Here is a 25,619-nt window from a genome sequence, read left to right as displayed (position 1 = left end):
TGCGGCCTGTTCGGCGTGCCCAGCTGGTGTCGGGCGTACGAAGCGGATGGGCTATCGGACGATCGACGAGACCGGAACTTCGCCGGTCTCGTCGGTGCCCGCGGGGAACCACCCCATCGTCTTGGCTTCCGGCGTCACAGCAGGCCGACCATCCTCTGTCACGGGATCATCCGCATCCGCTTCAATAATCGCGGGGCTCGCGCCGGGTACGGTCGTCCTCCCGGGCGCGGCCGCATGGATGAGGCAGACGGGGAGCAGCACCGCGGTCGTGCCAAGCAGCATCAATCGTTTCACCCGGTAAACGGCGGCGGTGCCGTCAAGGCGATGGATGCGTTTATGCTTCACATGCTGCCTCACCGCCAGCAGAACGGCCAGCATTAGGGCCGCCCCGGCGAATAGGGACAGCTGCATCGGAGTCTCGCGCACCGACGGAAATACCGTTACGGCCGCATAGACGAAAGCCCCGAGGTTCAGCGCGTGGATCGGCAGCACCATCTTCTTATCCGATGCGGCTTTGCGGAGCGTCCGGCTTGGCCGCGACGACGCTGCCGGCGCCAGCTTTGCCGCGAACTTCGCCATGCGCCCGGCAGCCGATATGGCAGCCATGGCCGGTACGGCGATCAATGCGCCGAAGATGGCCCACTGGGCGAACGCCGTCACGGCCGCGCCGCGCGCGAGCGCTGCGGCCTCGCCGCCGATCAGCAGCGCGGTGATAACAAGCAGCAGCAGTGTCATCCCGGCGGTGCGCCGCATGCGGCCGGTGCTGTCGGCTAACGCAATCGCCCCGGCTCCATAGCTGGCGAACAAGGTCATCGTCGCGATGAGGAGCGCGATCGCGTCGCGCATCATCGTTTCTGGCATTTCCATACGCCTCCGTTTCCCATTAACATCACTTCCTCTATGTTACAAAGACGCGAAGGAGCGGGGAATCGGCCGGGGACGGGTTTTGAACCTGGACCTCAGGCTCGGAAGCGGGGTAGCCCGCAGACGGAGTTACCCGCTCACCGCTTCCTTCAACAGCTCGTAAGATCGCACTCTGGCGGCATGATCATACACGGTCGACGCGACGATGAGCTCATCGGCCTGCGTTTCGTCCACGATCTCTTGCAGACGCGCGCGTACGGTATCTCGGCCGCCCGCGATCGTATAGTTCAGCTGCCGGCGGACGATCGCTTTCTCCTGCGGCGTCCAGAGCGCGTCCATATCCGCGACCGGCGGCTGGAGCATCCCGGTACGCCCGCGAATGATATTGAGGAATTGCTGCTCGTGACTCGTGGCCAAGTAACGCGCTTCCTCGTCGGTCTCGGCCATGACGATGTTCACCCCGACCATGGCGTACGGCTTCTCCAGCTGGCTCGAGGGTTTGAAGCCGCTGCGGTACAGCTCGAGCGCCGGCAGCAGATAGTCCGGGGCGAAGTGGCTTGCGAACGCGAACGGCAGACCGAGCTCGGCGGCAAGCCGCGCGCTAAAGTCGCTCGAGCCTAGCAGCCAGATGGGGATATCGAGTCCTTCGCCGGGGAAAGCGCGGACTCCGGCCGGACGGTAGTCCTGGTGCGCATTCGGATCCAAATACGCGCGAAGTTCGCCCAGCAGCTCCGGAAAATCATGGCCGCCGCTCCCGAGTCCGCGGCGAATGGCGCGGGCGGCAGGCTGGTCGGAGCCCGGCGCACGGCCCAGTCCAAGATCGATCCGGCCGGGGTACATCGATTCCAGCGTGCCGAACTGCTCGGCGATCATGAGCGGGGCATGGTTAGGCAGCATGATGCCGCCGGAGCCGACGCGGATCTTCGTCGTGCCTGCGGCAATATAGCCAATGGCGACGGAGGTCGCCGAGCTTGCGATGCCGGGCATGTTATGGTGTTCGGCGAGCCAATAGCGGTGATAGCCGAGCCGCTCCGCGTTGCGGGCCAGGTCGAGGGAATTTCGGAATGATACCGAAGGCGTACTTCCGGCCGTGACCGGAGCAAGGTCTAATATGGAAAGCGTTACGTTCTCAATGGTTTTGCGCATGGTTGGAATAGCCTCCTGACAAGGATTCATGAATAGAGCATCCCCCGTCATTATGATCTTTTATTGAAATAAAAGCAAGTACCGACGTATTTGTAAGTAAGTATACAATTTATACTTAATCATAGGCGCTGAAGTCCGGCATGTCTTTCAAAATGGGCATGACCGACGCGAATTATGCTACAATGTGGGAAGTTTGACAATCGAGGAGTGGACATGGAAGATGGGCGGTCAACAGGTTAACGAGCAAGAGCTGGTACGGTACATCGCGGGCAAAACGAATGCGGACGAGAAGAGCATCGGACTCGTGCTGCGGCATGCGGCGGCGTTCATGGAACGGGCGCAAGCGGGACGCAAGGGCGAGGTCGATGTCGATATCGACGATATCGTCGATTACGTCATGACCCGCAAGGATGTTCGGCTGAGCGAGCTGGCGGTCGAGAGCATTCTCGAGGCGGAAATGGATTATTTGATGGACAAAGGGTTAGCCGGATATATTGACTAATTCGCGGGCAGGGTTCTCGCGGATCAGGCGCTCGCAGCTGCGCGGGCGCTTTTTGCGTTTCGTCTTTCCGCCGCGTAGTTTCATGTTTAATTTATGAAACTATCTAGGTTACAATGGCGATAGTTGGACGATAACCAATTAAGGAGGGAACTGATAATTTTTGGCTGATGTTGCCTGGGATCTAAGGGGCGGTCGCGCGGCGAGGCCAAGGCATGGCCCGAAAGTTCGGATTTTGTGCACTGGCATGAAAGTGATTCGGTTAGTACACTAAGACTTGTAGTGTAAATGAGAAAGGACGTGCGGCTTCATTGTTAACTCCTGCAAATCAAACATCGACTTATGCAATGCAGCGATTAATTAGCCTCCGCCATGCGGCGCGGCTTCTTCTTATGTTGGCGATGGCGGCGTCGCTGCTGCTGCTGCCGAGCCTGGCATCCGCCCACGCGGTCATCGAGAAGATGACGCCGGCCGCGGGCGAGCGAACGGCGGAGGGACCGGAGATGATCGAGCTCGTCTTCAACGAGGCGATCGAATCCAAGGTCGGTTCGCTCAAGGTGCTGGATAATCGGTCCAAAACGATAGGCTCGTCCGAGCCGAAGACAAGCGAGGACGGGCGTACCTTGTCACTCGCGCTCCCCGCGCTTGCGGAAGGCGTGTACACCGTTTCCTACAACGTTATTTCGGCGGACGGTCATCCGGTAAGCGGATCGTACGTCTTCATTGTCGGGAATCCGCCGGAAGCCGTCGATGCGTCGAATTTCAACGTCCATACCGAGCTGGGCCACGAAGGACACGTGATGTCCAACCAGCTGGGCGGCAGGGATTTCATTTTGTACGCCATCCGTATCGCTTATTATGCCGCGCTTCTGCTTGCCTCCGGTCTTCTACTGTGGTCGGCCGTCGCGAGACAGGAGAACCAGCCGTTGGGCCGCGTTCGCCGCAAATGGGAACTGCCCGTCGCGCGCAGCTTGCTCGTGATCGTCCTGCTCTTCGTATTCGTACAAGCGACGGAGATGATGAAGGGCTATCCGGCGAGCGATTACGCGAAGCTGTTCGGCCAAACCTCGGTCGGACGCGCATGGCTGCTGCTCATCGTGCTGGCGGTTGCCCTGTTCCCCGTGCTGAAGCTTGGCGCGGCGGCTCGCGCTGTATGGGCCGTGCTCATCCTGGGCGTGGAGAGCTGGAGCGGCCACGCGGCCGTCTACTCGCCGAAATTCGTGACGATCTTGCTGGATTTCATCCATCTGGCAGGCTCCGCGCTCTGGGCGGGCGGGCTTGTCCTGCTATTCGCCGTGTGGAAGTTCGATCGCAAGGAGGCGGGGCGTTTCGCGGAACAGTTCTCGCGGATGGCGCTCCTATCGATCGCGGTCATGACGGTCAGCGGCGTGGCGATGACGTTATTCTTCCTGCCGTCGCTGGATTATCTGCTCTATACGCCGTGGGGCAAAATGCTCATCGCCAAGACCGCCGTCGTCGTGCTCGTGCTCGTCGTCGGCGCGCTGCTCCGCTTCCGGGTGCGGAAGGGACAGCTGCCGCCGATCGCGCTGCTGCGGGTGGATTTAGGCTTAATGGCGCTCATTATCGCGGTTGTCGGCATCTTCACCTACATTACGCCGCTGCCGGCGAACGAGCCGATTCTGTATCATAAAATGGGCGAGGAGCAGCATCTCACCTTGCGCATCTCGCCAAACAAGCCGGGAGTCGACAATACGTTCTCCCTGCGCGTGTGGCTGCCGGAGAACGTCGGTTCGGCGAAGTCGGTCAAACTGCGCATGATCTCGCTCGATCGTCCGGAGCTTGGCGCCATCGATGTGCCGCTTGCGCCGTTCGAGGACGAGGAGACCAGCCAATTCACCGGCTTCGTCGGCGAATCGTTGAAGGCCGAAGGACCGTTCCTGCCATTCGCGGGCAAATGGCAGGCGGAGATGCGGGTCATCACCCAGAACGACGATGAAATCGTGGAACGTTATGAATTCCGCAACTATTAAACGGGTCGCGGGAAGGAGCGTCGGCGATGCGCTATAAGCGGATCAAATGGCTGATCCTCTGGATCCCGACAGCGACGATCGCGCTCTGGGAATATGTGCGGCACGCGTTCCTGCTTCCCTATATCTCGATGGATCTGGGCAACTTGCTCGCGCCGGTCATCGTGCTGGTCGTGACGCTTACGCTCGTGCGCGGGCTCATGCGCATGCTGGAGGAGGCGCACGAGTCGCTGCAGCGGGAGCGGGCGGTGAAAGCCGCGCTCGTCGAGCGCGAGCAGCTGGCGCGCGAGCTTCACGACGGCATCTCGCAGTCGCTTTTCTTGCTGGCCGTCAAGCTTGACCGGCTGGAGCGGGAGACGGAGGGTGGCGCGGCCGCCCAGACGGCCGTCCAGCTGCGCGGCACCGTCAGACGCGTGTTCGAAGACGTCAGACAGTCGATCGCGAATCTGCGCAGCGAGCCGTCGCTCGCGGATACGGAGTGGATGCAGCCGGTCGTGCTGCTCGCCGAGGAGATGGAGCGTTCGGATGGCCTGCGGGTGGAGATGGACTGGCGATTGTCGGAGCTGGGGCTGACGAACAAGCAGAAGGTCGAACTCATTGCCATCATCCGCGAAGCGATGCTGAACGTGCAGAAGCATGCGGGGGCGACCCGGATGCTGGTGCGTACGGAGCCGGAGGAGGGCGGAGGATTCCGCTGCACAGTCGAGGATGACGGAACGGGCGCCGATCCGGATGAGCTGATGGCGAAAGGCCGTTACGGCATCCGCATGATGCTGGACCGGGCCAAGGAAATGGACTGGCAGCTTGACATCGGCAGAGCCGGCGGGCCTGACGCGCGCGAACAACGCGGGGGCGGTCTGCGTGTCGAACTATCTTCGAAGGAGGGCGCTTGAGCATGAGGAAGCATCGGGAGCAGCCAAGAGAACAAGCGCAAGTCGAGCAATCGGGAGAAGGAAGCCCGCAGCCGCCGAACCGGGTTCGAGTCGTGATCGTCGACGATCATCCCCATGGACGGGAAGGCATGCGGGAAATCCTCGCCGCCGACCCGCTCTTCGATATCGTCGGGGAGGCGGCGCACGGCGAGCAGGCCGTCATGATGGCCGCCGAGCTTGCGCCGGAGCTGATGCTGATGGACATCAACATGCCGGTCATGAACGGCATGACGGCCACCCAGCATATCAAGGCGATCGATCCGACAATCAAGATCGTTATGGTGACGGTGTCCGACGATATTACGCATCTATTCGAGGCGATCAAGCGGGGAGCGCAAGGTTACTTGCGGAAGAATCTGTCTCCTTCCTCTTGGCTGGAATATTTGCGGGGCATCGTCGTCGACGATGCGCCGATGTCGAAGGAGCTGGCGCGGCGCCTGCTGCAGGAATTTAGCGGCGCCGCCGCTTCGGGCTCCGGCGATGCGGGGCGCATCGAGTCCGCAACCCCCGCCTCCCGGCAAGGGAAGCCGCAGTTGTCCGACCGCGCGGAGACGGGCATCGGCGATCATGGCCGAACGCCGCTGACGCAGCGGGAAGGCGATATCTTGGCGCGCGTCGCCTCGGGCGATTCGAACAAGCAGATCGCCGCCACGCTGGGCTTGTCCGAGCATACGGTGAAGAATCACTTGAAGAACATTTTGCAAAAGCTGCATCTGGACAACCGGGTTCAGCTGACGCGCTACGCGTACGAGCAGGGATTGGTAGGCGACCGCTAAGCCGAGGCATTCGGATTGCGGAATATGCGGGTGATGGGAAGGGGCTCGAATCGGCCGGAAGGCGGGTTTGAGCTTCTTTTTTGTTCACAATTCAGACACAAATGGCTAGCCCTATCGAGTCATGCCCCTGCAGAGCCGCTGCGCTATACTCGGTTCATCGAGCTAATAAGCATAGGGGGAATCATGATGAACGCTATGAAGAAGATGACGGTCATCGCGATGGCGGCGATGTTGTCCGTGGTGCTGTTCGCCGGCATGGCGAGCGCGCACGTGACGGTATGGCCGAAGGCGGCGACGCAGGGCAGCTACGAGGTATTCACGGTACGGGTGCCAAGCGAATCGGAGAACGTGACGACCAAGAGCGTGCGGCTGACCGTGCCGGACGCGGTGAAAGTGTCCCGGGTCGAGCCGAAAGCCGGTTGGACCTACGCGATCGAACAGAATGCGGAAGGCGGCATTACGAAGGTGACCTGGACGTCGGAAGGCGAAGGGCTGAAGCAAACGGAATTCGCAGAGTTCCGCGTGAGCGGCAAGGTGGCCGAGGACGCCACGGAGCTGATCTGGAAGGCGTACCAAACGTATAGCGACAACTCGGTCGTCGAATGGATCGGCGCGGCGGATGCGGATTATCCGGCATCGGTGACGACGGTGGCCCCGGGTGCGGCCGAGGGCGACGGCCATCACGGCGCGGCCGCATCGGCCGATGCGGCTGCCGAAGAAGCAACGAACGGCGAGTCCAAGCTGCCGCTTATCCTTTCGATCGTGGCGGTCGTGCTCGCGGCGATTGCGGCTGTCCGTTCATTCGCGGGCAAGAAATAATCGGTTCGGCGCGAACGCGAATCGCGCAGCGCAAGAGAGGTCCCGTCGGCGTCAGAACGATGCCGGCGCAGGGCCTCTCTTTGTTGTCCAGCGCAAGGAGAAGCCGATTTCGCGGATTTTCGCGCGGACGCTTGCGTAGGGGTCGACATTTTATATATAATCGACACATACTTTAACGCGATGAGGAAGATAAGTACGCAGTACCGCCGCACAGGGAGAAGACGCCGAAGATTGAGAGCGTCTTTACGGGAACGTGGCTGCCGAAATTCCCTTCCGAGCAGGTTTCTGAACGGGCACGCGGTCTTTACGGGCTGCTTGCGCTAGTAGGCGGACCCGGCTCTCCGGCCGATATCCGGAGCATGAGGAACGGCTTCGTCCCCGCCAACGCGCTATATGCGCTTGTCCGGCGGCGCGTCGACGTTCGAATATGGGTGGTACCACGATCCTTTCGTCCCTGCGTCAGCGGGGAGGAAGGATCTTTTATTTTGCGTATGGAGGCGAAAGGAATGAAAGAACGTTTAGAAGCATTGCGTTCGGAGGCGTTGGCGGAGCTTGCGACCGTCGACAGCCCGCAGCTGTTGAATGATCTGCGCGTCAAGTATTTGGGCAAGAAAGGCGCGCTCACGGAGATTTTGCGCGGCATGGGCTCGCTGAGCGCCGAGGAGCGCCCTATCATCGGCCAAGTCGGCAACGACGTGCGCGCGGCGATCGAATCCGTCATTGAAGAGAAGCAGGCGGCCTTCGTCGCGGCGGAGACCGAGATGCGTCTCGCGGCCGAGACGATCGACGTGACGCTGCCGGGCAAGAAACCGGAAGCGGGCGCGATTCATCCGCTGAACAAAGTGGTGCAGGAGATCGAGGATATTTTCGTCGGCCTCGGCTATACCGTCGCGGAAGGTCCGGAAGTCGAGACCGATTATTACAACTTCGAAGCGCTGAATCTGCCGAAGGATCATCCGGCTCGCGACATGCAGGACTCGTTCTACGTTACGGACGAAATTCTGATGCGCACGCAGACGTCTCCGGTTCAAGTCCGTACGATGAAGGCGGCGCAGGGCAAGCCGATCAAAGTCATTTGCCCGGGCAAAGTATACCGCCGCGACGACGACGACGCGACGCATTCGTTCCAGTTCAACCAGATCGAAGGCCTCGTGATCGGACCGAACATTCGGATGAGCGACCTGAAGGGCACGCTGCTCCAGTTCGTGCAGCTCATGTTCGGCAAACAGGCGCAAATTCGCCTTCGTCCGAGCTTCTTCCCGTTCACGGAACCGAGCGCGGAGGTCGACGTCACTTGTTCGCAGTGCGGCGGCGACGGATGCCGGATGTGCAAGCATACCGGCTGGCTCGAGATTCTCGGCTGCGGCATGGTGCACCCGCGCGTCCTGGAGATGGGCGGATACGATCCGAACGAAGTGAGCGGTTTTGCGTTCGGCATGGGCGTGGAGCGGATCGCGCTGCTGAAATACGGCATCGACGATATCCGCCACTTCTATACCAACGATCTGCGCTTCCTGAGCCAGTTCGTTCGCATGTAACGACAAGTTTGTAATAGGAGGGTACGACAGTGAACGTTTCATATAAATGGTTGAGCGAATATATCGATTTGAGCGGATACAACGGCGAGCAGCTCGCCGAACTGATGACCAGCGGCGGGATCGAAATCGACATCGTCGAAAATCGCGACAAGGGCGTTACCGGCGTCGTGGTCGGCCACGTGGTCGAGCGCGAGAAACATCCGGATGCGGATAAATTGTCCGTCTGCAAAGTGAACGTCGGGCAGGGTGAATTGCTGCAGATCGTGTGCGGCGCGAAGAACGTGGCCGCCGGCCAACTCGTGCCGGTCGCGACGATCGGCGCGAAGCTGCCGGGCGACTTCGCCATCAAGCGCGCCAAGCTGCGCGGCGTCGAATCGCAAGGGATGATTTGCTCCGCCAAGGAGCTGGGACTGAACGACAAGCTGCTGCCGAAGGAACAGCAGGAGGGAATTCTCGTCCTGCCGGAAGGCACGCCGGTCGGCGCATCGATTCTCGACGTGCTCGCGATCGCGGACGAGGTGCTTGAGCTTGACCTTACGCCGAACCGTTCGGACTGCCTCAGCATGCTGGGCGCGGCCTATGAGGTTGCCGCGCTGACAGGCCGTCCGGTCACGCTGCCGCAGGCCGGGCTGAAGGATGCGGCCGAGGTAGCGTCGGATTACGTGAAAGTCGAAGTGGAAGCGAAAGAGCAATGCACGCATTATGCCGCGCGTTATATTAAAGGCGTTCATATCGGTCCTTCCCCGCAATGGATGCAGAACCGTCTCATGGCGGCCGGCGTGCGTCCGATCAACAACGTCGTCGACGTGACGAACTACGTCATGCTGGAATACGGGCAGCCGCTGCATGCGTTCGACGCCGACAAGGTCGAGGGCGGCCGCATCCTGGTTCGACTGGCACGCGAAGGCGAGACGCTGGTGACGCTGGACGGACAAGAGCGCAAGCTGGAGCCGCATATGCTCGTCATTACGGACGGCACGAATCCGATCGCGCTGGCAGGCGTGATGGGCGGCGCGAATTCCGAGGTGACGGACGCGACGGTGAATATCCTCCTGGAATCAGCGCGCTTCGACGGTTCGACCGTTCGCAAGACGAGCCGTCAGCTCGGTCTTCGCTCCGAATCGAGCGCGCGCTTCGAGAAGGGCGTAGACCCAGCGCGAGTGATTCCGGCGCTCGACCGCGCGGCCGCGCTGATGGCTGAAGTCGCGAACGGCCTGGTGCTGGACGGAATCGTGCAATCCGAGCCGGCGGCAGTCGAAGAAGCCGTCATCGCCGTATCGATCGCGAAGATCAACGGCTACCTCGGCACGGAGCTGTCCAGTTTGGAGATCGAGACGATTTTCGGCCGTCTCCAGTTCCGTTACGAAGTATCCTCCGATCATGTGTTCACCGTCCATGTTCCGTCACGCCGCGGCGATATTACCCGCGATGTGGATTTAATCGAAGAAGTGGCGCGCCTGTACGGGTATGACAACATCCCGACGACGCCAATCGAAGGCGCGACTTCGCCGGGCGCGCTGACCAAGGCGCAGGCGATCCGCCGCGAGCTGCGCAAGCGGCTGACGAACGCGGGATTGCACGAGGTCATCAGCTACTCGTTCACGCATCCGGAACGGACGGCGCTCTTCCCGGATCTGACAAGCAACGCCGTGCCGGTTCGTCTGGCGCTGCCGATGAGCGAAGACCGCAGCGTGCTGCGCACATCGCTGCTGCCGCAGCTTCTCGAGACGGCGACGTATAACCGGAACCGGAAGAACGACGACGTGGCGATTTTCGAAATCGGCAGCGTCTTCCACACGGACGAGACCGAGCTGACGCGCCTGCCGCAGGAGAAGCACCGTCTGGCGGCGCTCATCACGGGCAACCGCATCGGCGCGAAGTGGAACCGCAAAGCGCAGCCGGCTGATTTCTACGATGCCAAGGGCATTGTCGAAGCGATTGCCGAGACCCTCGGCGTATCCGGGTCGCTGTCGTACGAAGCGGCGAAGCCGGAGCACTTCCATCCGGGCCGCACGGCTGCGGTCAAGCTGGACACCGAGCGCGGTCCGCTCGTGATCGGCTACGTCGGCCAGCTTCACCCTTCGGTGCAGCTCGCGAACGATCTGGGCGATACTTACGTCGTGGAGCTTGAGCTTACGCTGCTGTACGAGCAGGCGGATTTCGGCATCGTGTACAAAGCGCTGCCGCGCTACCCGGCGATGCAGCGGGATATCGCGCTCGTGGTCGACCGCGGCGTGGAAGCCGGCGCGCTGAGCGCGGCTGCTGCGGAACAAGCCGGCGCGCTGCTCGAGTCGATCAACGTGTTCGACGTCTACACCGGCGAGCGGCTCGGAGCAAGCAAGAAGAGCGTGGCGCTGTCACTCGTCTACCGTCATGCGGAGCGTACGCTGACGGATGAAGAAGTCACGGAGCTGCACGCTTCCGTCGTGTCGAAGCTGGAACAATCTTTTGGCGCGGAATTGCGTAAATAGGCAGGAGATGCAAGAAGCCGCATCGAATTAGTTCATTGCGAACCGATTCGATGCGGTTTTTTTGTTCTACGGAACGCGGATGCGCTTCCATGGAAGCAACCGCTCGGCATCGGCGCGCGCCGGCAGCCAGTTTTTCGGGCATGACGGATGGAAGGCATCTGGCGGTCCCGCCCTCGGCTTGATTCGCCAAGAGCCCATCGGTTATGCTGTTTGAAACGAATGCGTTGATAGCTTAGAAGCTTGCAAGAAGCCGATTGGAAGTACAGGAACGATAGAAGCCCGAAGTTAAGTCACAAGGATTTATTTCCCGAGGAGGAACCGCCTTCATGGATGCTGCCGGACGTAAAAGCATAACGGTTGATATATATGGTCATCAGTTCAAATTAATGGGTCACACGAACCCCGAGTATATTCGGAGGGTGGCTGCGCTCGTCGACGAAAACATGCACAAGCTGGCGAAAGGATATCCGCGTCTGGATATTCCCAAACTCGCGCTGCTTGCTGCCGTACATATGGCGGAAGACGTATTCCGGTTAGGCCGGGAGAACGAACAGCTGCACGAAACGGAAATCCGCTGCCAGACGTTGGCGCAGGAGCTCGAAGGCGCTCGCGCCGAGCGGGAAGCGCTGCAAGGGGAGCTTGAGCAGACGAAAGCGGCTGCGATTCAGGAGCTGGAGAAAGCCTTTGCGGAAGCCGCCGAAGAGCTGGCGCAGCTCCGACAAGAGAAGGAGAAGGAGCTTGCCGCGCTGAAGGAAGCGAAGGAGACGGAGCTCGCGACAGCCGAGCGCCGGCATCAATCGGTCATCTCGGAGATGCGCGAGGAGCTGGGCTTGGAGCTGGAGCTGCAGCGCGAGCATTATGAGCAGGCGGCGGAAGCAGCCGCGGCCGAGCTGGAGCGGATTCGCGCCTCGCTGGCCGAGGAGCTGCGACTCGCGGCCGAATCGCATGCCGAGTCGGCCCGGGAAGCGGCGGCGCAGCTGACGCGCCTGCAGGAGGAGCTGGCCCGCGAACGGGAGTCGGGCGCGGAAGAGACCGCCAGGCTGAACGCCGAGCTGGAGCAGGCGATGCTGATCTACGCGGAAGCGGAGGAGAAAGCCGCGGAAGCCCTGGCGCAGACGCGGTCGGAGCTGAACGCCGAGCTGGACGGTCTGAAAGCCGGGCATATGGAGGCGCAGACGCGCGCAGCCGCGGAGCTTGAGCATGAGCGGGAAGCGGCCGCCAGCGTGCTGGCCCGCAAGACTCGCGAGCTCGAGGAGGCGATCGCGGCGAAGGAGACCGCGGAGGCGGCAGCAGCGGCGGAGCTGGCGGACTTGCGGCAGACGATGCAGGAGCGGCTGGAGCAGGCGCAAATCGCCGTCATCGCGGCGGAGCAAGCGGCGGACGAAGCCGTGGCCAAGCTGCGCGCCGAGCTGGAGGCTCAGCTGGAGCAGGCCCTTGCCGCTCAGATCGAGGCGGAAGCGGGAGCAGAGGCCGAGCTGGCCCGCGTCCGCGCCGAGCTGCAGGCCGAGCTCGCGCACGCGCAAGCTTCCCATGCCGAGGCGGCGGCCGCAGCGGATGAGCTGCTGCGGGCCCAGCATGCGCTGCGGCTGGAGCTCGAGCAGGCACGCGAACTGCAGAGCGGGCAAGAGGCGCAGCTCGACGAGTCGAAGCGCCGGCTTGAGGCGCTTCAAGCGCAGCTGGCGCAGGCCGAGCAAGCGCACGTGAGCCAAGCCGGCGAGCTGCAAACGGAGATCGAGCTGCTGCAAGAGGAGCTCGCATCGGCGAAGGGCGCGCATGCCGGCCGAACGGAGGAGCTGCAGGCGGAGCTCGGGCAGCTGCGCAGCGAATTGGCGCAGGCGAAGGATGCGCACGTGAGCCAAGCCGGCGAACTCCAAGCGGAGATCGAGCTGCTGCAAGAAGAGCTGGCTACCGCGAAGGACGCCTATACCGGTCGTACAAGCGAGCTTGAAGCGGAGCGCGAACGATTCCAGGAGGAGCTGGCGAAGGAAAGGGAAGCGCATGCGAGCCGTGCCGGAGAACTGCAAGCGGAGATCGAGCTGCTGCAGGAGGAACTGGCGGAGAAGCAACGGGCACATGCGAGCCGAGCCGACGAGCTGCAAGCTCGGATCAACCGACTAGAGGAAGAGCGGGCGACCGAGGCTAGCGCGCATACGAGCCACGCAAGCGAGCTGCAGACCGAAATCGAGCTGCTGCGCGAGGAGTTGGCGGCTTCCCGAGAATCGCATGCCGGCCAAACCGTCGACATGCAGACGGAGATCGAGCGGCTGCGCGACCAACTCGCGAAGTCGAGCGACGCCCACGCGAGGGTAACGAGCGAACTCCACACGGAGATCGAACTGCTGCAGGAAGAGCTGGCGGCTGCCAAGGCGGCGCATGCCGGTCAAACCGGCGAGCTTGAGGCGGCAATTGCCCTCATTCGGACCGAGCAGGCGCAAGCAAGCGACTTGCACGCGAGCGAAACGAATCGGCTGCAGGCGGTGATCGAGCAGCTTCGCGAGGAGCTTGCCCAAGCCAAGGCATCGCACGCAGCCGAATCAGAATCGCTGCGCAACCAGCTGGCCAATGAGAAGGCCGACGCACAGACGCGGCTTGCGCAGGCGCAGGCTGAGCTGGACCAGCTGCTCGCCGCTTTCGAAGAGGCGGAGTCGGCTGCGGCGGCCAAGCTGGAGCGGCTGCAGATCGAACTTGGGGAGGAGCGGACGTCCTCGTCGGACACGATCGCCGAACTCGAGCGCGAGCTATCCGCCGCGCAAGCGGCGCTGTCGGCCGAGCAGGAGAGCGCGCGCGAAGCGTTGGCGCAGGCGCTTGCGCAGCACGTCTCCCGCGAGGAAGAGGCGCAAGCGGAGTTCGCGCAGGCGGCGGCCGCGGCGGCCGAACAGCTCGAGGCGGTTAGGCGCGATTTCGACGAGCGCCTCGCGATGGCGCAGCTGGAGCTTGAAGAATCGGAAGCCGAGAAAGAAGCACGGCTGGCTCAGCTTCAAGCTCAGCACGATCAGGCGCAGGAAGAGCTTCGGGAGGAGCTTCGCCGCGTACGCGATGAAGCGCGCGCCCAGCTAGAGCTCGCCCGCGAGTCCGCGCGTCTCGGTCTGGAAGGAGAGCGCGAGGCGGCGAAGGCGCAGCTGGATCGCGCCGCCCTGGAGGCGGCCGCAGAGCTGGATCGCGTCCGCGAAGAGCTTCAGCTGGACCTGGAGATCGAACGGGAGCTTCATACAGAAGCGGCGGCCGCCGCGATCGAGGAGATCAACCGGCTAAGAGCGGCCAACGAGACCGCGCTGGAGGAAGCGCAAGCGCAAGCGCGGCAGCAGCTGGAGCAGGTTCGCGAAGCGTTCGCGAGCGGCATCGAGCAGGAGAAGCGCAAGCATGAGGCGATGCTTGAGGCGGAGCGGCAAGCGACTGCCGAAGCGGAAGCCGCTCATGACGCGGTCCTGCTGAAGCTGGAAGAGGCCAAGCGATCGGCAGAGGCCGAGCTTGCCGCCGTTCGCGCTCAGGCGCAGGCGGAGCTTGCCGCGGCCCGTCAAGCCGCGGCGGAGGAGCTGGAAGCGGCGAAGGCAGCTCTTGTGCGCCAAGCGGAGGAAGAGCGCCGTGCCCTGCAGGCGCAAGCCGAAGAAGCGCGGCAAGCGGCGCAAGGCGAGCTTGCTCGCGAGCGTGAGAGCTCGGAACGTATGCTGGCGCAGGAGCGCGAGGGCGCGCAAGCGCTGCTCGACGAAGCGGTGCTGGAGCAGCTGGAGCAAGCCGAAGCGCTGCGTGCCGAATACGAAGCGCGCATTCGCTCGCTGGACGAAGCGAAGCAGGCCGAGCTCGCCCGCAGCCGGACGGCGAACGAAGAATGGCGCGAGCAGGTCGAGGCGCTGGAGGCCGAGCTTGAACGTGTCCGCGGCGAACGGGAAGCCGCCGTCTCGGCCGCGCAGGCGGCGGAAGGCGAGAGCCGCGCGCGATTGTCCGAAGCGGAGGCTTCGATGCGGGCACGCATCGACGAGCTGGAATTCCAGCTGCTGGAGGCGTCCGAAGCCGCGGCGGAGCTGCGCGGCCAGTTGGACGAATTGAAGCAGAAGGAAGCTCAGCGCAGCCAGACCGCGGGACGGCAGGACGAGCAGCTGCGCAAGCAGAACGAGCAAGCGGCGGCCGCCCAACGCCAGGCCCAGCAGCTGGAGGTGCAGGTCCGCGAGCTGACCGATGTCCGGGAGCGGCTTCGCCAGGAGCAGGAGACGCTCAAGGCACGGGAGCGCGAGCTGAGAGCGAAGCTCGGCGCGGCCGAGCAGCGGCTGCTGGAGCAGCGCGGCAATCAGCAGGAGCTGGAGGCGCTGCGCGCACAGACGGCAGCGCGAATCGCCGAAGCGGAAGCCAGTCTGGCCGGCGCGCTGCACCGCGCGGCCGAGCTGGAGCGGGAGCGCCGGGCGGCGGGCGAAGAGCTGGAGCTGGCACGGCGTCAAGCGGCCGCGCACGCGGAAGCCGAGTCGTCGCTAGCGGATCAGCTTGCGCTCGCGCGGGACGAAGCGGAAGAGCGAATCCGCGAGCTGACGCGCCAAGTATACGCGCTGCAATCCGAGATGGAAGAGCTGCAGCGGAATTCCGATCAAGCGGCGTTCGAGCGGCTGCAGGTCGAGCACAATAAGCTGAAGATCGAATATTCGAAGCTTCAGACCGAATACAACGAATGGATCGAACTGATCGAAGAAAGTTAAGCAGCGGTTATTGGGGCAGAATTCGCAAGAGAGGGCTCGCCATAACGGAGAGCCCTCTCTTTTTTTTTGCGGCGCGTCGGCGGGAAAAGAAGAAAGCGCCTCATCACCGAGATGGTGCGAGACGCTTGCATTTACTCGACGACGATCGTCGATTTCATTTTGGAGTGGCCGCCGCCGCACTGAATGTTGCAGAAGAACGTATACGTACCCGGTTCGTTGATCGTGACGACTTTATCATCGCCGGCCTGGATTTTCACGCCGAGATCTTGAATCTCGATGCCATGAATACCCGATTTGGTTTCGACGCTAATTTTTGTCGCTTCGCCTTTTTTGATTTTATATTCGGCTTGGTCAAACTCCCAGTTGGATGCTTTGATCACGATTTCGCTCGCGGCCGTAGCCGGTTCTTCCACGGCGCTGCTCGTCTCCTGAGCGTTGTTGTTCGAACCGCAAGCGGCCAATACGAGCACGATCGCGGCAAGCGTCATCATGAGCCATGTTTTCTTGAACAATGGTGGTACCCCTTTCCGTGCGTGGACTTAAGTTCTGGTGATTCGTACTTAAGTATACCGCTAATCGGACAAAATACCAGTGACGAACTGTTGAAGGATCGAGAGCGTTATATGTGGATTGACGGATAAGCGGACATAAAACCGGCCTCGCATGGGCGCGAGGCCGCGTTTCATGAGGACCGAGTAATCGGCAGCTTTACCTTAGCTGTGCTCTGCCCGTCGTCCGGCATCGTATGGCGTGCTGACCGGAATGAACAAGTCGATGATCCCGATCACCAAGGCCGCGAGGATGGCGCCGAGCCACGTGACGGCGAGGCCGCCGACGATGAATTGCGCAACCCAGATGACGGCCGCGCTGGCGATGAAACCGACGATGCCGCGCCCGAACGGCGTGACCCGTTTGCCGAAGATCCCTTCAATGATCCAGCCGAACGCCGCGATGACCAGCGCCAGGAACAACGCGCTCCAGAACCCGCCGACGCTGAACTGCGGAACGATGTAGCCGACCACCATCAAGACGATCGCCGCTACGATGAAACGGACGATATGACCCAAAATATGCATGACGAAACCCTCCTGGACCAAAAGTTTGTGATGCAAAGTTTCGTTGCAACAACTAGTGTACCCCCGCCCCCTTGACGGCCATGCATCCCAGCTTCCGTCATGGCATACGCATACAGCTTCGGCTATAATAAGGAACGAGAGGAGTTGTGCTCAGATTGGACACCAAAATACTGCAAACTTTAGAGTTTTCCAAAATTGTACATAGATTGACCTCCCATGCGGCGACGTCGCTCGGCAAGGCGGCGGCAGAAGCGTTAAGCCCAAGCTCCGACCTGGAAGAAGTGAAGCTGCGGCTGCAGACGACGGACGAAGCTTATAAGGCGGACCGGCTGAAGGGCAACGCGCCGTTCGGCGGCGTGACCGACATCCGGCCGCAGCTGCTGCGTTCCAAGATCGGCGGCACGCTTAATCCGGCGGAGCTGCTGGAGGTCGCGGAGACGATTCGCGGCTCGCGCAGAGTGAAGCGCCACGTGCTCAATCTGCATGAGGACGATCCGATTCCGCAGCTGGCGTTTCAGGCGGAGCAGCTCACCGAGCACAAATCGCTCGAGGACGCGATTCTTGCCTGTATCGACGATCAGGCGGAAGTCATGGACAGCGCAAGCAGCGAGCTCGCGGCGATCCGCAGGGAGATTCGCGGCGGCGAAGGCCGCATTCGCGAGAAGCTCGAGAGCATGATTCGCTCTTCTTCCGTGCAGAAAATGCTGCAGGACGCGATTATCACAATCCGCGGCGATCGCTACGTCATCCCGGTGAAGCAGGAATATCGCTCCCACTTCGGCGGCATCGTGCACGATCAATCCGGATCGGGCGCGACGCTGTTCATTGAGCCGGAAGCGATCGTGGCGATGAACAACAAGCTCCGGGAGATGCGGGCGGCCGAATCACGCGAGATCGAGAAAATACTCCAGATCCTGACGGCGCAGACGGCGGAATACGCCGATGACCTGCTGCTGGATCTGGACGTGCTCGGCCAACTGGACTTCGCGTTCGCGAAGGCGCGTCTCGCCCACGGCATGCGCGCCAGCCTGCCGATGATGAACGACCGCGGCTTCCTGAAGCTCAAGCGCGGACGCCACCCGCTCATCGCGGAGGAGAAGGTCGTGCCGCTCGACGTGGAGCTGGGCAATCAATATTCGGCCATCATCGTGACGGGTCCGAATACGGGGGGCAAGACGGTCTCGCTCAAGACGATCGGTCTGCTTAGCCTGATGGCGATGTCGGGTCTGTTCGTCCCGGCCGAGGATGGCAGCCAGCTGTGCGTATTCGATGCGATCTACGCCGACATCGGCGACGAGCAGAGCATTGAACAAAGCTTAAGTACGTTCTCGAGCCATTTGACCAATATCATCCGCATTCTGAAAGGTATGACGCCGAAGAGTCTCGTCCTGCTCGACGAGCTGGGCGCCGGCACAGACCCGGCTGAGGGCTCGGCGCTGGCGATCGCCATTCTGGAGCACATGCACAAGATGGGCTGCCGGATCGTAGCTACGACGCATTACAGCGAATTGAAAGCATACGCCTACAACCGCAAAGGCATTATCAACGCGAGCATGGAGTTCGACGTGCAGACGCTGAGTCCAACGTACCGGCTGCTCGTCGGCGTGCCCGGCCGAAGCAACGCGTTCGCGATCGCCGAGCGGCTCGGCCTGCAGCGCTCGATCATCGAGCACGCGCGCGGGGAAGTCAGCGAAGAGGATATGCGCGTCGAATCGATGATCGCCTCCCTCGAAGCGGATCGTCTCGGCGCCGAAGCGGAACGCCATACGGCCGAGGCGCTGCGCAAGCAGATGGAGGCGCAGCGGGCGCGCCACGAGGAAGAACTGCAGCGTTTCGAGGAGCAGCGCGACCGGTTGCTGGAGAAGGCGAACGAGGAAGCGCGCGAAGCGGTCGCCAAGGCGAAGCGCGAGGCGGAGACGATCATCGCCGACCTGCGCAGGCTGGCGCTCGAGGAGGGCGCTTCGGTCAAGGAGCATAAGCTGATCGAGGCTAGACGCAAGCTTGACGACGCCGCGCCTGCGCCGAAGCTGGCGAAGGGCGCCAAGACGAAGGCGGCCAAGCCGCAGCAGATCGGTCCGGGCGACGAGGTCACGGTGTACAGTCTGAACCAGCGCGGCCATGTCGTGGAATTGAGCGGCTCCGACGCGCTCGTCCAGCTGGGCATTATGAAGATGAAGGTGGCGCTTTCCGACCTGGAGCTCGTGAAGCGGGCGGAGACGGCCAAGACGCAGCAGCCGAAGCAAGCTGCCAGCTTGAAGCGGACGCGCGACGAGAATACGCGGATGGAGCTGGATCTGCGGGGAGCGAACTTGGAGGAAGCCATCCACGAGGTGGATCGGTTCCTGGACGAGTCGTTCTTGGCGGGGCTCGGCCGCGTGTACATTATCCATGGCAAAGGCACAGGCATTCTGCGCACGGGCATTAGCGATTTCCTGCGGCGCCACAAGCATGTGAAAGGCTACCGGCTTGGCGATTACGGCGAAGGCGGGTCTGGCGTGACGGTAGCGGAGTTGAAGTAAGTTTACGCACGGGAGGTGCCCGCCGGTGGAACGCGAAGTCGATCAATTGCTGAGCAATCCGTATGCCGCGTCGCTCGCCTATGTTTCGGTGGCGGTTCTGGCCTTGGTCGTGTTTTTATTCCTCTTCGAGGTCGTCACGCGCTATAATTGCTGGGACGAGATTCGCAAGGGCAATGTCGCGGTAGCCATGGCAACGGGAGGCAAAATATTCGGCATTTGCAATATTTTTCGCTTCTCCATCGAAGCGAACGATTCCGTTTACGAGAGTATGGGCTGGGCGGGCTTCGGCTTCGTCCTGCTGCTGGCCGCGTACTTCCTGTTTGAATTTCTGACGCCGGTCTTCCGGATCGACGACGAGATCGGCCGGGATAACCGGGCCGTCGGATTTATCGCCATGATGATATCGGTCGCGTTGTCCTATGTCATCGGCGCCACCGTCATCATCTGAGAAGCGCGGCCATCCTTGCCGATGCTGAAAGGGACGTTTATTGGGGATGAAATATTTATGGGGAACGCTGCTTGCGCTTGCTGTGCTGTTCTTTGCGCTCGGCGTCTGGTATGTGACGAAATAAGAAACCATGTTGGTTATGAAGGCCGGAGGAATTCGAAATGAGCGAGATTGAAACGACAGCGGTGTGCCCGTGGTGCCACACCGAAATTATTTGGGACAGCGAAATTGGGCCGGAGAAGCATTGCCCGTATTGCGGCAACGAATTGTCCGGCTATCGGACCGTGCAGATCGGAATCGATCAAGCGGACGAAGAGGAAGACGACGTAGAAGCATCGCCCGCCGATAGCGCGGACGCCGATTCGTACGACGATCTATGGGACGAAGAGGACTCGAATACGGCTAGCTCGCGCTCGGTTCAGCGCAGCGGCGGATCGTTCGGGGTCGGCGGCGGCCATCTGGCCGCGCAGGCGACTGTGCAGCATCTGCTGGAACAGCAGCTCGACATGCCCGAGTGTCCGGTCTGCCGAGAGTTCCTGCTGGAAGCCGGCGCGCAGACGGTGGCCGAAGGGTTCGCGCCTGTCTATTCCAAGCTGCTGAAAGGGCCGCTCTTGGCCGCACCGTTCCAGATCGTCACGTACGTATGCCCGTCATGCTTCCACGTGGAGAACAAGCTGGCTAAGCCGGATCAAGACCGGATGATCGAGACGCTGGCGGAAGCGGCGGACAATCTATAACCGAAAAGCCGATCTAGGCTTGGTAACTGGAGCCAAGCGCATCGTATGGGGCATCGTTCCTCCTTCTCCGGGGTATCTTACGTCAAGAGTACGTAAGCGACCAAGGTGGGAGGAACGAGAGCTATGGAGCAGGGCAAACATTCGGTGCAGTCCCAATGGGCGGCTACGATGGCGCGCGGGAAGATGCGCACGGAATCGTTCGGCGGCGGCGGCAAGCGCAACTACGACAGCCGCTCGCTGGACGGGCAGGCTGTTCTTTTGCTGGTCGTGCAAGGACTGCTTGGCATTGCCAACGCGCTGTCGGGTACGTTCGTGCCCGTATACCTGTGGAAGGCGAGCCAATCGCTGGCGCTGATCGGCTGGTTCAATCTGTTTCAAGCGACGGTCAGCGGCTTGACGTTCTGGCTCGCCGGCAAGTGGGTCAAAGAACATAATAAGATGCACTGCCTCCGGCTGGGCGTGGCGCTGTCGGGGGCCTTTTATTTAACGGTGCTGCTGATCGGCAAATCGGCCGTCGACTACGCGATTCCGCTGGGCATGCTCAACGGCGTCGCGCTCGGGTTGTTCTGGCTCGCGTACAACGTCGTCTATTTTGAAGTTACCGAGCCGGGCAACCGCGACCGTTTCAACGGACTGGCCGGATTTCTAGGCTCTGGCGCGGGTATTCTGGCCCCGTGGATTTCAGGTCTCATTATTACATCGCAATCGGGTGAACGCGGGTACACGATTATTTTCACGATATCGGTCATCCTCTTCGCGGTGGCGGTCGTCATGAGCTTCTGGCTGAAGAAGCGGGAGGCGGTCGGGCAATATGAATGGCTGTACGGCTTCCGGCAGCTAACGCGCAAGGACAGCCCGTGGCGGCGCGTCGTGCCGGCGATTATGGCGCAGGGCGTGCGCGAAGGCGTATTCATGTTCCTCATCAATCTGCTGGTCTATATCTCGACGAACAACGAGCAGAAGGTCGGCAACTTCTCGCTCATCACGTCGTTCGTCGCGTTGATCAGCTTCTGGCTGATCGGCAGGCTGCTGACGCCGGACCGGCGGAAGACCGCGATGTTGATCGGCGCCGTCATGGTCACGGCGGTCATCATTCCGTTGTTCTGGCCGCTGCGCTATGGCAACCTGCTCATGTTCGGTATCGGCTCGGCGATCTTCATGCCGCTCTATATCATACCGATGACGTCGACGGTGTTCGATATGATCGGCCAGTCCGAGGAGAGCGCCAGCCGGCGGGAGGAATTCATCGTGCTGCGCGAGGCGGGACTAACGGCGGGACGCGTCATCGGTCTGACGTCTTACCTGCTCGTGCTGCCGATCGCGAAGGGAACGCCGCAGGCCGTGCCGATTCTGCTCCTTGCGGTCGGGCTGTTCCCGATTATCGGCTGGCTGTTCATTCGGCCTTATTTATCAAAAGTGAAGCGACCTGCATAAGGAGCGGCTCATAAGGGAGAGAAGCGCTTATGGTGCGTATTGTGAACAATGTGGCGGAACTGATCGGCGACACGCCGGCGGTTCGGCTGCGTCGCCTCGTCCAGGAGGGCGACGCGGAAGTACTGGTGAAGCTGGAGAAATTCAATCCGAGCGGAAGCGTCAAAGATCGGGCGGCCTCGTCGCTCATCGCAGACGCCGAGCGTCGCGGCTTGCTCCGTCCCGGCGCGACGATCATCGAGCCGACAAGCGGCAACACGGGTATCGGGCTGGCGATGAATGCCGCGGTGAAAGGCTACAAGCTCATTCTCGTCATGCCCGATAATATGACGAAGGAGAGGATCGGGCTCTTGAAAGCCTACGGCGCCGAGGTCGTGCTGACGCCGGCCGCCGAGCGCATGCCGGGCGCGATCGCCAAGGCGAAGGAGCTGCAGGCTTCCATCCCCGGCAGTTTCATCCCGAATCAATTCGAGAACAGCGCCAATCCGGATGTTCACCGCACGACGACGGCGCCCGAGATAATCCGCCAGACCGGAGGCCGTCTGGACGCGTTCGTCGCGACCTCCGGGACGGGCGGCACGGTAACCGGGACGGGCGAGACGCTGCGCGCCTCCATACCGGGCTTGTACATCGCCGTCGTCGAACCGAAGGGATCGCCCGTCCTATCCGGCGGCCAGCCCGGCCCGCACAAGCTGGTCGGCACGAGCCCCGGGTTTATTCCGCAAGTGTTGAATACGGACGTGTACGACGAGATCGTGCAGGTCTCCGACGAAGACGCGCTTGCGACGATGAGAGCGCTCGCGCGCGAGGAAGGACTGCTGCTGGGCCCGTCGTCGGGCGCGGCCGTCTGGACCGCGCTGCAGCTGGCCCGCAAGCTGGGCGAAGGCAAACGCGTGTTATGCATTGCGCCGGATAGCGGCGAACGGTATTTAAGCATGGATATTTTCTAATCGTTCCTTTTCGATCCAAAACAAAAAAGAACCCGCAGCCCGCCATATCGGCGGCCGCTGCGGGTTTTTGTTGTTTCGGTAGATTATGCCTGACTTCAGAACGACGTAAGCTTTGTCCGCAGGACAAAAGCGTGCCGCGATCGAAAGCACCCGCCGACCGCGAACAAACGTGCCAGCACGAAAAGGGGAGTCCTGAAGTTTTCCAACGGAAAACTCACTTCGGAAGCATAAGCTGGCCGAAGTCCTTTGGTTCCCTTCAGCGGAGGGGGCAATGCTGTCAGGTTAAGGAAAAAGTCGGGTGAAGCAACCATGGCCTATAGTTGACAGGCGTATGTCTAAGAACTGCCTTCAAAACCGACTGAAGCTTTGTCCGAGAGGACAAAAGCGTGCCTCGCTCAAGCCTACCCGCCGACCGCGAACAATAGTAGCAGCACGAAGAGGGAGTCCAGAGGGCAAAGTCCTTTGGTTCCCCTCAGCGGAGGGGGAAGGGGGAGGAAGCCCTAATCCTTCCACTCGGCGAGCTGTGCCAACAGCACCTCCCGACGCTCCTTGATGAACCGGCTGATGACGTCCGCCTCGCCGAGAAACGTCTCGTAGGGCCATTTGCGCGTAAAATCGTCCCGCACCTCGGCTTGTATGTTGGCCATCATGTCTCTGACGATCGGTTCGACGGCGCGAGGCGTGAACGTCTCGTTCAGCAATCGTTTCAGCAGGCTGCGGTATCGGACGCGCACGGATCGGTAAGCCAGCAATTTGCCCGTCAGCTTATTCATCCCCCGCACGGGCACAAGATCGCTCGGACATAAGCGGCCGAAGCAGTTTCGCCCCCACGTCCCTTCGTAATCCCATGGAATAATCCGGTATTTGCTCGTTGCCCGATGCTCGTATAACGCATAATTCTGATCGAAACCGTCGTAGTTGTTCGTCAACACCGCGCCTGCCAGCCAGCGTAAGTAGAGGTCGACATCGAGACGTTTGCCAAGGTAGGCGCGCAGCGCGGGGCTGGATGGCCGATTCACGTGCGCGATGAAGGCGGCGAGCCGCTTCTTCGTTCCGTCGCCCCCTTTGACGAGCTGGTAGCCGGCGAAGAGCGAGCGTTTGCGACGCTTCGTCTCGTGATCGATCAGCGTGAAATCGGCGTTGTCGTTCACCGCGTAGACGAGGGAGGACGCACCGATGCGCCGGCGCTTGAAGAATCGCCCGTCGACCGCTTCGATCTCGACATACACGCCATGCGGCTTGCCGTTCCAATGCAGCTGGACGTGGCGGGTTCGCGGCGCCGGAACGCCGATCTCGTTAAAGAAGCGGAAGGACAGCGCGTTGCGGATGAGCGAAGGGTCGTCGTACTCCGCGTTCCAGTGCAGCGTGCGGCCTTCCGTCTGAATTTCGTATGATTTCTTCAAGTAGTTGCGGGTATGGCCGCCCCGGATGCGGATCCGGGCTTCGGCCGCCGCGCCGTCTCCGACCAGCCGCGCAGGCACGTAACGGTCGCTCCATACGTCCCGGAGCAGCTCATGACTCGCGCTGGGGTCAATCTCGATGGAGCGAACCGGCAATCCCTTTCCGGCCATGGGATCATCCTCCAGGCATCAGGTTCAGCCTGCCGCCTGCGGCGGGCAAGCTGCGATACCTTACTCTATGCGGGAGCCCGGCTGGAGGTGTGCGGATGGCGCGAGAAAAGCCAAAAGAAGCGTCTGCTCGGACGGGGAGCGGACCGCAGGCAAGCAGGCTTTGCGGAGCTAGACTAGCGTATATCTGATAGAAAATAGATTGCTATCCTAGTCCCTTTGAAGACGGGATACATATAAATATATTACAAACCGTCATCCGGAAGATTCGGGGGAAAGCGTCGGCCGGCAAGGCGTTTGCAGACGCTGCCAACCGCTAGATTGGAAGGAGGACGCGTGGCGAAGTTTCTATTTTCTTCACCCATCCTATATTAAACGGGAGGAATTCGGTATGGCATACGAGTACCATGGCAAGTCGTTCGGCAAGAAGTGGGACGGCCACAAATCCGACGGCCATAAATCGTACGGCAAGATGTTCGGGCACAAGTCGTACGACAAGAAGTGGGAGCACAAGTCGTACGACAAGAAGTGGGAGCACAAATCCGATAAGGATCATCGTTCCCATGGCGGCAAAAGAGACGAGGACTGGAAATGTCTGATCAAGAAGCATGTCGTCATCAAGCTGAAAAAAGGCTGTCCGGACTGGATCGATGGCGTGCTGATCGGCTTTGACTGCCACAAAATCGTATTGTTGACCAAAGGGGGCATCGTCTACGTCGAGGTCTCCTGCGTGAAGAGCATTCACGAGAAGAAGGACAAAAAGGAGCACTGCGGCTGCGGCAAACACGACGGGCATCATTCCGGCGGCCATAAAGACCATCACTCCGACGGCCATAAAGACCACCACAGCGGCGGCAAAGGCTACGGGCATGGCTTCATGGGCGGCGGCGACTGGTTCGACGGGCATCGCACGAAAGGCGGCGACGGTCTGCGCAGCGAAGGGCACCACGGCGGTCATTACGGCTCCGACAAAACGTGGGGCGTGAAGGACGGAGGCGACTACGGCGGCAAGAAGGATCACAAAGGCAAAGACGAGCACACAGGCAAATACGGCCACAAAAAAGGCGGCCACAAAAAAATCGGGCGTAAATGCGGCTGCGGCTGCAGATGCAAATGCGGCAAAAAGAAAATCGCCCGTTAACGCGCTCCAAAAGCCAGCCATTATCACGATCGCA

Annotated in this window: 19 protein-coding genes; 14 read left to right on the top strand and 5 right to left on the bottom strand. The window is 61.3% G+C overall.

What is annotated here, in order from left to right; genetic code table 11:
- Positions 1-51: 51 nt before the first annotated feature.
- Positions 52-861, bottom strand: coding sequence for a hypothetical protein (locus tag ACFSKT_RS21210; protein WP_377776341.1), 810 nt, complete (start codon positions 859-861; stop codon positions 52-54).
- Between the two features lie 132 nt (positions 862-993).
- Positions 994-2,010, bottom strand: a complete 1,017-nt coding sequence (locus tag ACFSKT_RS21205) for an LLM class flavin-dependent oxidoreductase (protein ID WP_377718226.1) — start codon at positions 2,008-2,010, stop codon at positions 994-996.
- Positions 2,011-2,230: 220 nt separating this feature from the next.
- On the opposite strand from ACFSKT_RS21205, the gene ACFSKT_RS21200 reads away from it, so the two are divergent.
- The 8 genes from ACFSKT_RS21200 to ACFSKT_RS21165 all read left to right on the top strand — a co-directional run bounded on the left by ACFSKT_RS21200 (position 2,231) and on the right by ACFSKT_RS21165 (position 15,715).
- The gene (locus tag ACFSKT_RS21200) at positions 2,231-2,512 is read left to right on the top strand and encodes a hypothetical protein (RefSeq protein ID WP_377718227.1); all 282 of its coding nucleotides are present in this window, start codon (positions 2,231-2,233) and stop codon (positions 2,510-2,512) included.
- Positions 2,513-2,901: 389 nt separating this feature from the next.
- Positions 2,902-4,500: a copper resistance CopC/CopD family protein gene (locus tag ACFSKT_RS21195; RefSeq protein ID WP_377718228.1), complete on the top strand. Its 1,599-nt coding sequence runs from the start codon at positions 2,902-2,904 to the stop codon at positions 4,498-4,500.
- A gap of 26 nt (positions 4,501-4,526) precedes the next feature.
- Positions 4,527-5,390 (top strand): sensor histidine kinase, encoded by an 864-nt coding sequence (locus ACFSKT_RS21190; protein ID WP_377718229.1) that lies wholly within the window; start codon positions 4,527-4,529, stop codon positions 5,388-5,390.
- 128 nt (positions 5,391-5,518) lie between these two features.
- On the top strand, positions 5,519-6,205 hold the full coding sequence (locus tag ACFSKT_RS21185; protein WP_377718753.1) for a response regulator: 687 nt from the start codon (positions 5,519-5,521) through the stop codon (positions 6,203-6,205).
- Positions 6,206-6,388: 183 nt separating this feature from the next.
- Entirely contained in the window at positions 6,389-7,024 is a 636-nt protein-coding gene (locus ACFSKT_RS21180) for a YcnI family copper-binding membrane protein (protein WP_377718230.1), read from the top strand.
- A 506-nt stretch (positions 7,025-7,530) separates the two neighbouring features.
- Positions 7,531-8,562: a phenylalanine--tRNA ligase subunit alpha gene (gene pheS, locus ACFSKT_RS21175; protein ID WP_377718231.1), complete on the top strand. Its 1,032-nt coding sequence runs from the start codon at positions 7,531-7,533 to the stop codon at positions 8,560-8,562.
- Positions 8,563-8,591: 29 nt separating this feature from the next.
- Entirely contained in the window at positions 8,592-11,033 is a 2,442-nt protein-coding gene (gene pheT / locus ACFSKT_RS21170) for a phenylalanine--tRNA ligase subunit beta (protein ID WP_377718232.1), read from the top strand.
- A 326-nt stretch (positions 11,034-11,359) separates the two neighbouring features.
- Positions 11,360-15,715 (top strand): cell division protein ZapA, encoded by a 4,356-nt coding sequence (locus tag ACFSKT_RS21165; RefSeq protein ID WP_377718233.1) that lies wholly within the window; start codon positions 11,360-11,362, stop codon positions 15,713-15,715.
- 131 nt (positions 15,716-15,846) lie between these two features.
- Here ACFSKT_RS21165 and ACFSKT_RS21160 read toward each other — a convergent pair whose 3' ends face one another.
- Together ACFSKT_RS21160 and ACFSKT_RS21155 are read right to left on the bottom strand one after the other, a co-directional pair.
- Complete coding sequence (locus tag ACFSKT_RS21160) at positions 15,847-16,227, bottom strand: cupredoxin domain-containing protein (protein WP_377718234.1); 381 nt, start codon at positions 16,225-16,227, stop codon at positions 15,847-15,849.
- Between the two features lie 201 nt (positions 16,228-16,428).
- Positions 16,429-16,791: a phage holin family protein gene (locus ACFSKT_RS21155; RefSeq protein WP_377718235.1), complete on the bottom strand. Its 363-nt coding sequence runs from the start codon at positions 16,789-16,791 to the stop codon at positions 16,429-16,431.
- A 155-nt stretch (positions 16,792-16,946) separates the two neighbouring features.
- Between ACFSKT_RS21155 and ACFSKT_RS21150 the strand changes: the two genes are divergently transcribed.
- The 5 genes from ACFSKT_RS21150 to cysK all read left to right on the top strand — a co-directional run bounded on the left by ACFSKT_RS21150 (position 16,947) and on the right by cysK (position 22,876).
- Positions 16,947-19,310, top strand: a complete 2,364-nt coding sequence (locus tag ACFSKT_RS21150; protein WP_377718236.1) for an endonuclease MutS2 — start codon at positions 16,947-16,949, stop codon at positions 19,308-19,310.
- Positions 19,311-19,335: 25 nt separating this feature from the next.
- A complete protein-coding gene (locus tag ACFSKT_RS21145) occupies positions 19,336-19,758 on the top strand; it encodes a DUF350 domain-containing protein (RefSeq protein ID WP_148932769.1) in 423 nt (140 codons plus the stop codon).
- Between the two features lie 161 nt (positions 19,759-19,919).
- A complete protein-coding gene (locus ACFSKT_RS21140; protein WP_377718237.1) occupies positions 19,920-20,495 on the top strand; it encodes a hypothetical protein in 576 nt (191 codons plus the stop codon).
- 123 nt (positions 20,496-20,618) lie between these two features.
- Positions 20,619-21,929, top strand: coding sequence for an MFS transporter (locus ACFSKT_RS21135; RefSeq protein ID WP_377718238.1), 1,311 nt, complete (start codon positions 20,619-20,621; stop codon positions 21,927-21,929).
- 29 nt (positions 21,930-21,958) lie between these two features.
- Positions 21,959-22,876 carry a cysteine synthase A gene (cysK, locus tag ACFSKT_RS21130; protein ID WP_377718239.1) on the top strand — a complete coding sequence of 306 codons (918 nt, stop codon included), beginning with the start codon at positions 21,959-21,961 and terminating at the stop codon, positions 22,874-22,876.
- A 500-nt stretch (positions 22,877-23,376) separates the two neighbouring features.
- Here cysK and ACFSKT_RS21125 read toward each other — a convergent pair whose 3' ends face one another.
- Complete coding sequence (locus tag ACFSKT_RS21125; RefSeq protein WP_377718240.1) at positions 23,377-24,447, bottom strand: CotH kinase family protein; 1,071 nt, start codon at positions 24,445-24,447, stop codon at positions 23,377-23,379.
- 388 nt (positions 24,448-24,835) lie between these two features.
- Here ACFSKT_RS21125 and ACFSKT_RS21120 point away from each other — a divergent pair, with 388 nt between their 5' ends.
- Positions 24,836-25,585, top strand: a complete 750-nt coding sequence (locus tag ACFSKT_RS21120; protein WP_377718241.1) for a hypothetical protein — start codon at positions 24,836-24,838, stop codon at positions 25,583-25,585.
- The last annotated feature ends 34 nt before the right edge of the window (positions 25,586-25,619 follow it).

Source organism: Paenibacillus xanthanilyticus (assembly GCF_042682185.1).
GTDB lineage: Bacteria > Bacillota > Bacilli > Paenibacillales > Paenibacillaceae > Paenibacillus_Z > Paenibacillus_Z xanthanilyticus.
The sequence above is the reverse complement of the archived record's forward strand: the minus strand, read 5'-3'. Positions and strand labels throughout refer to the sequence as shown.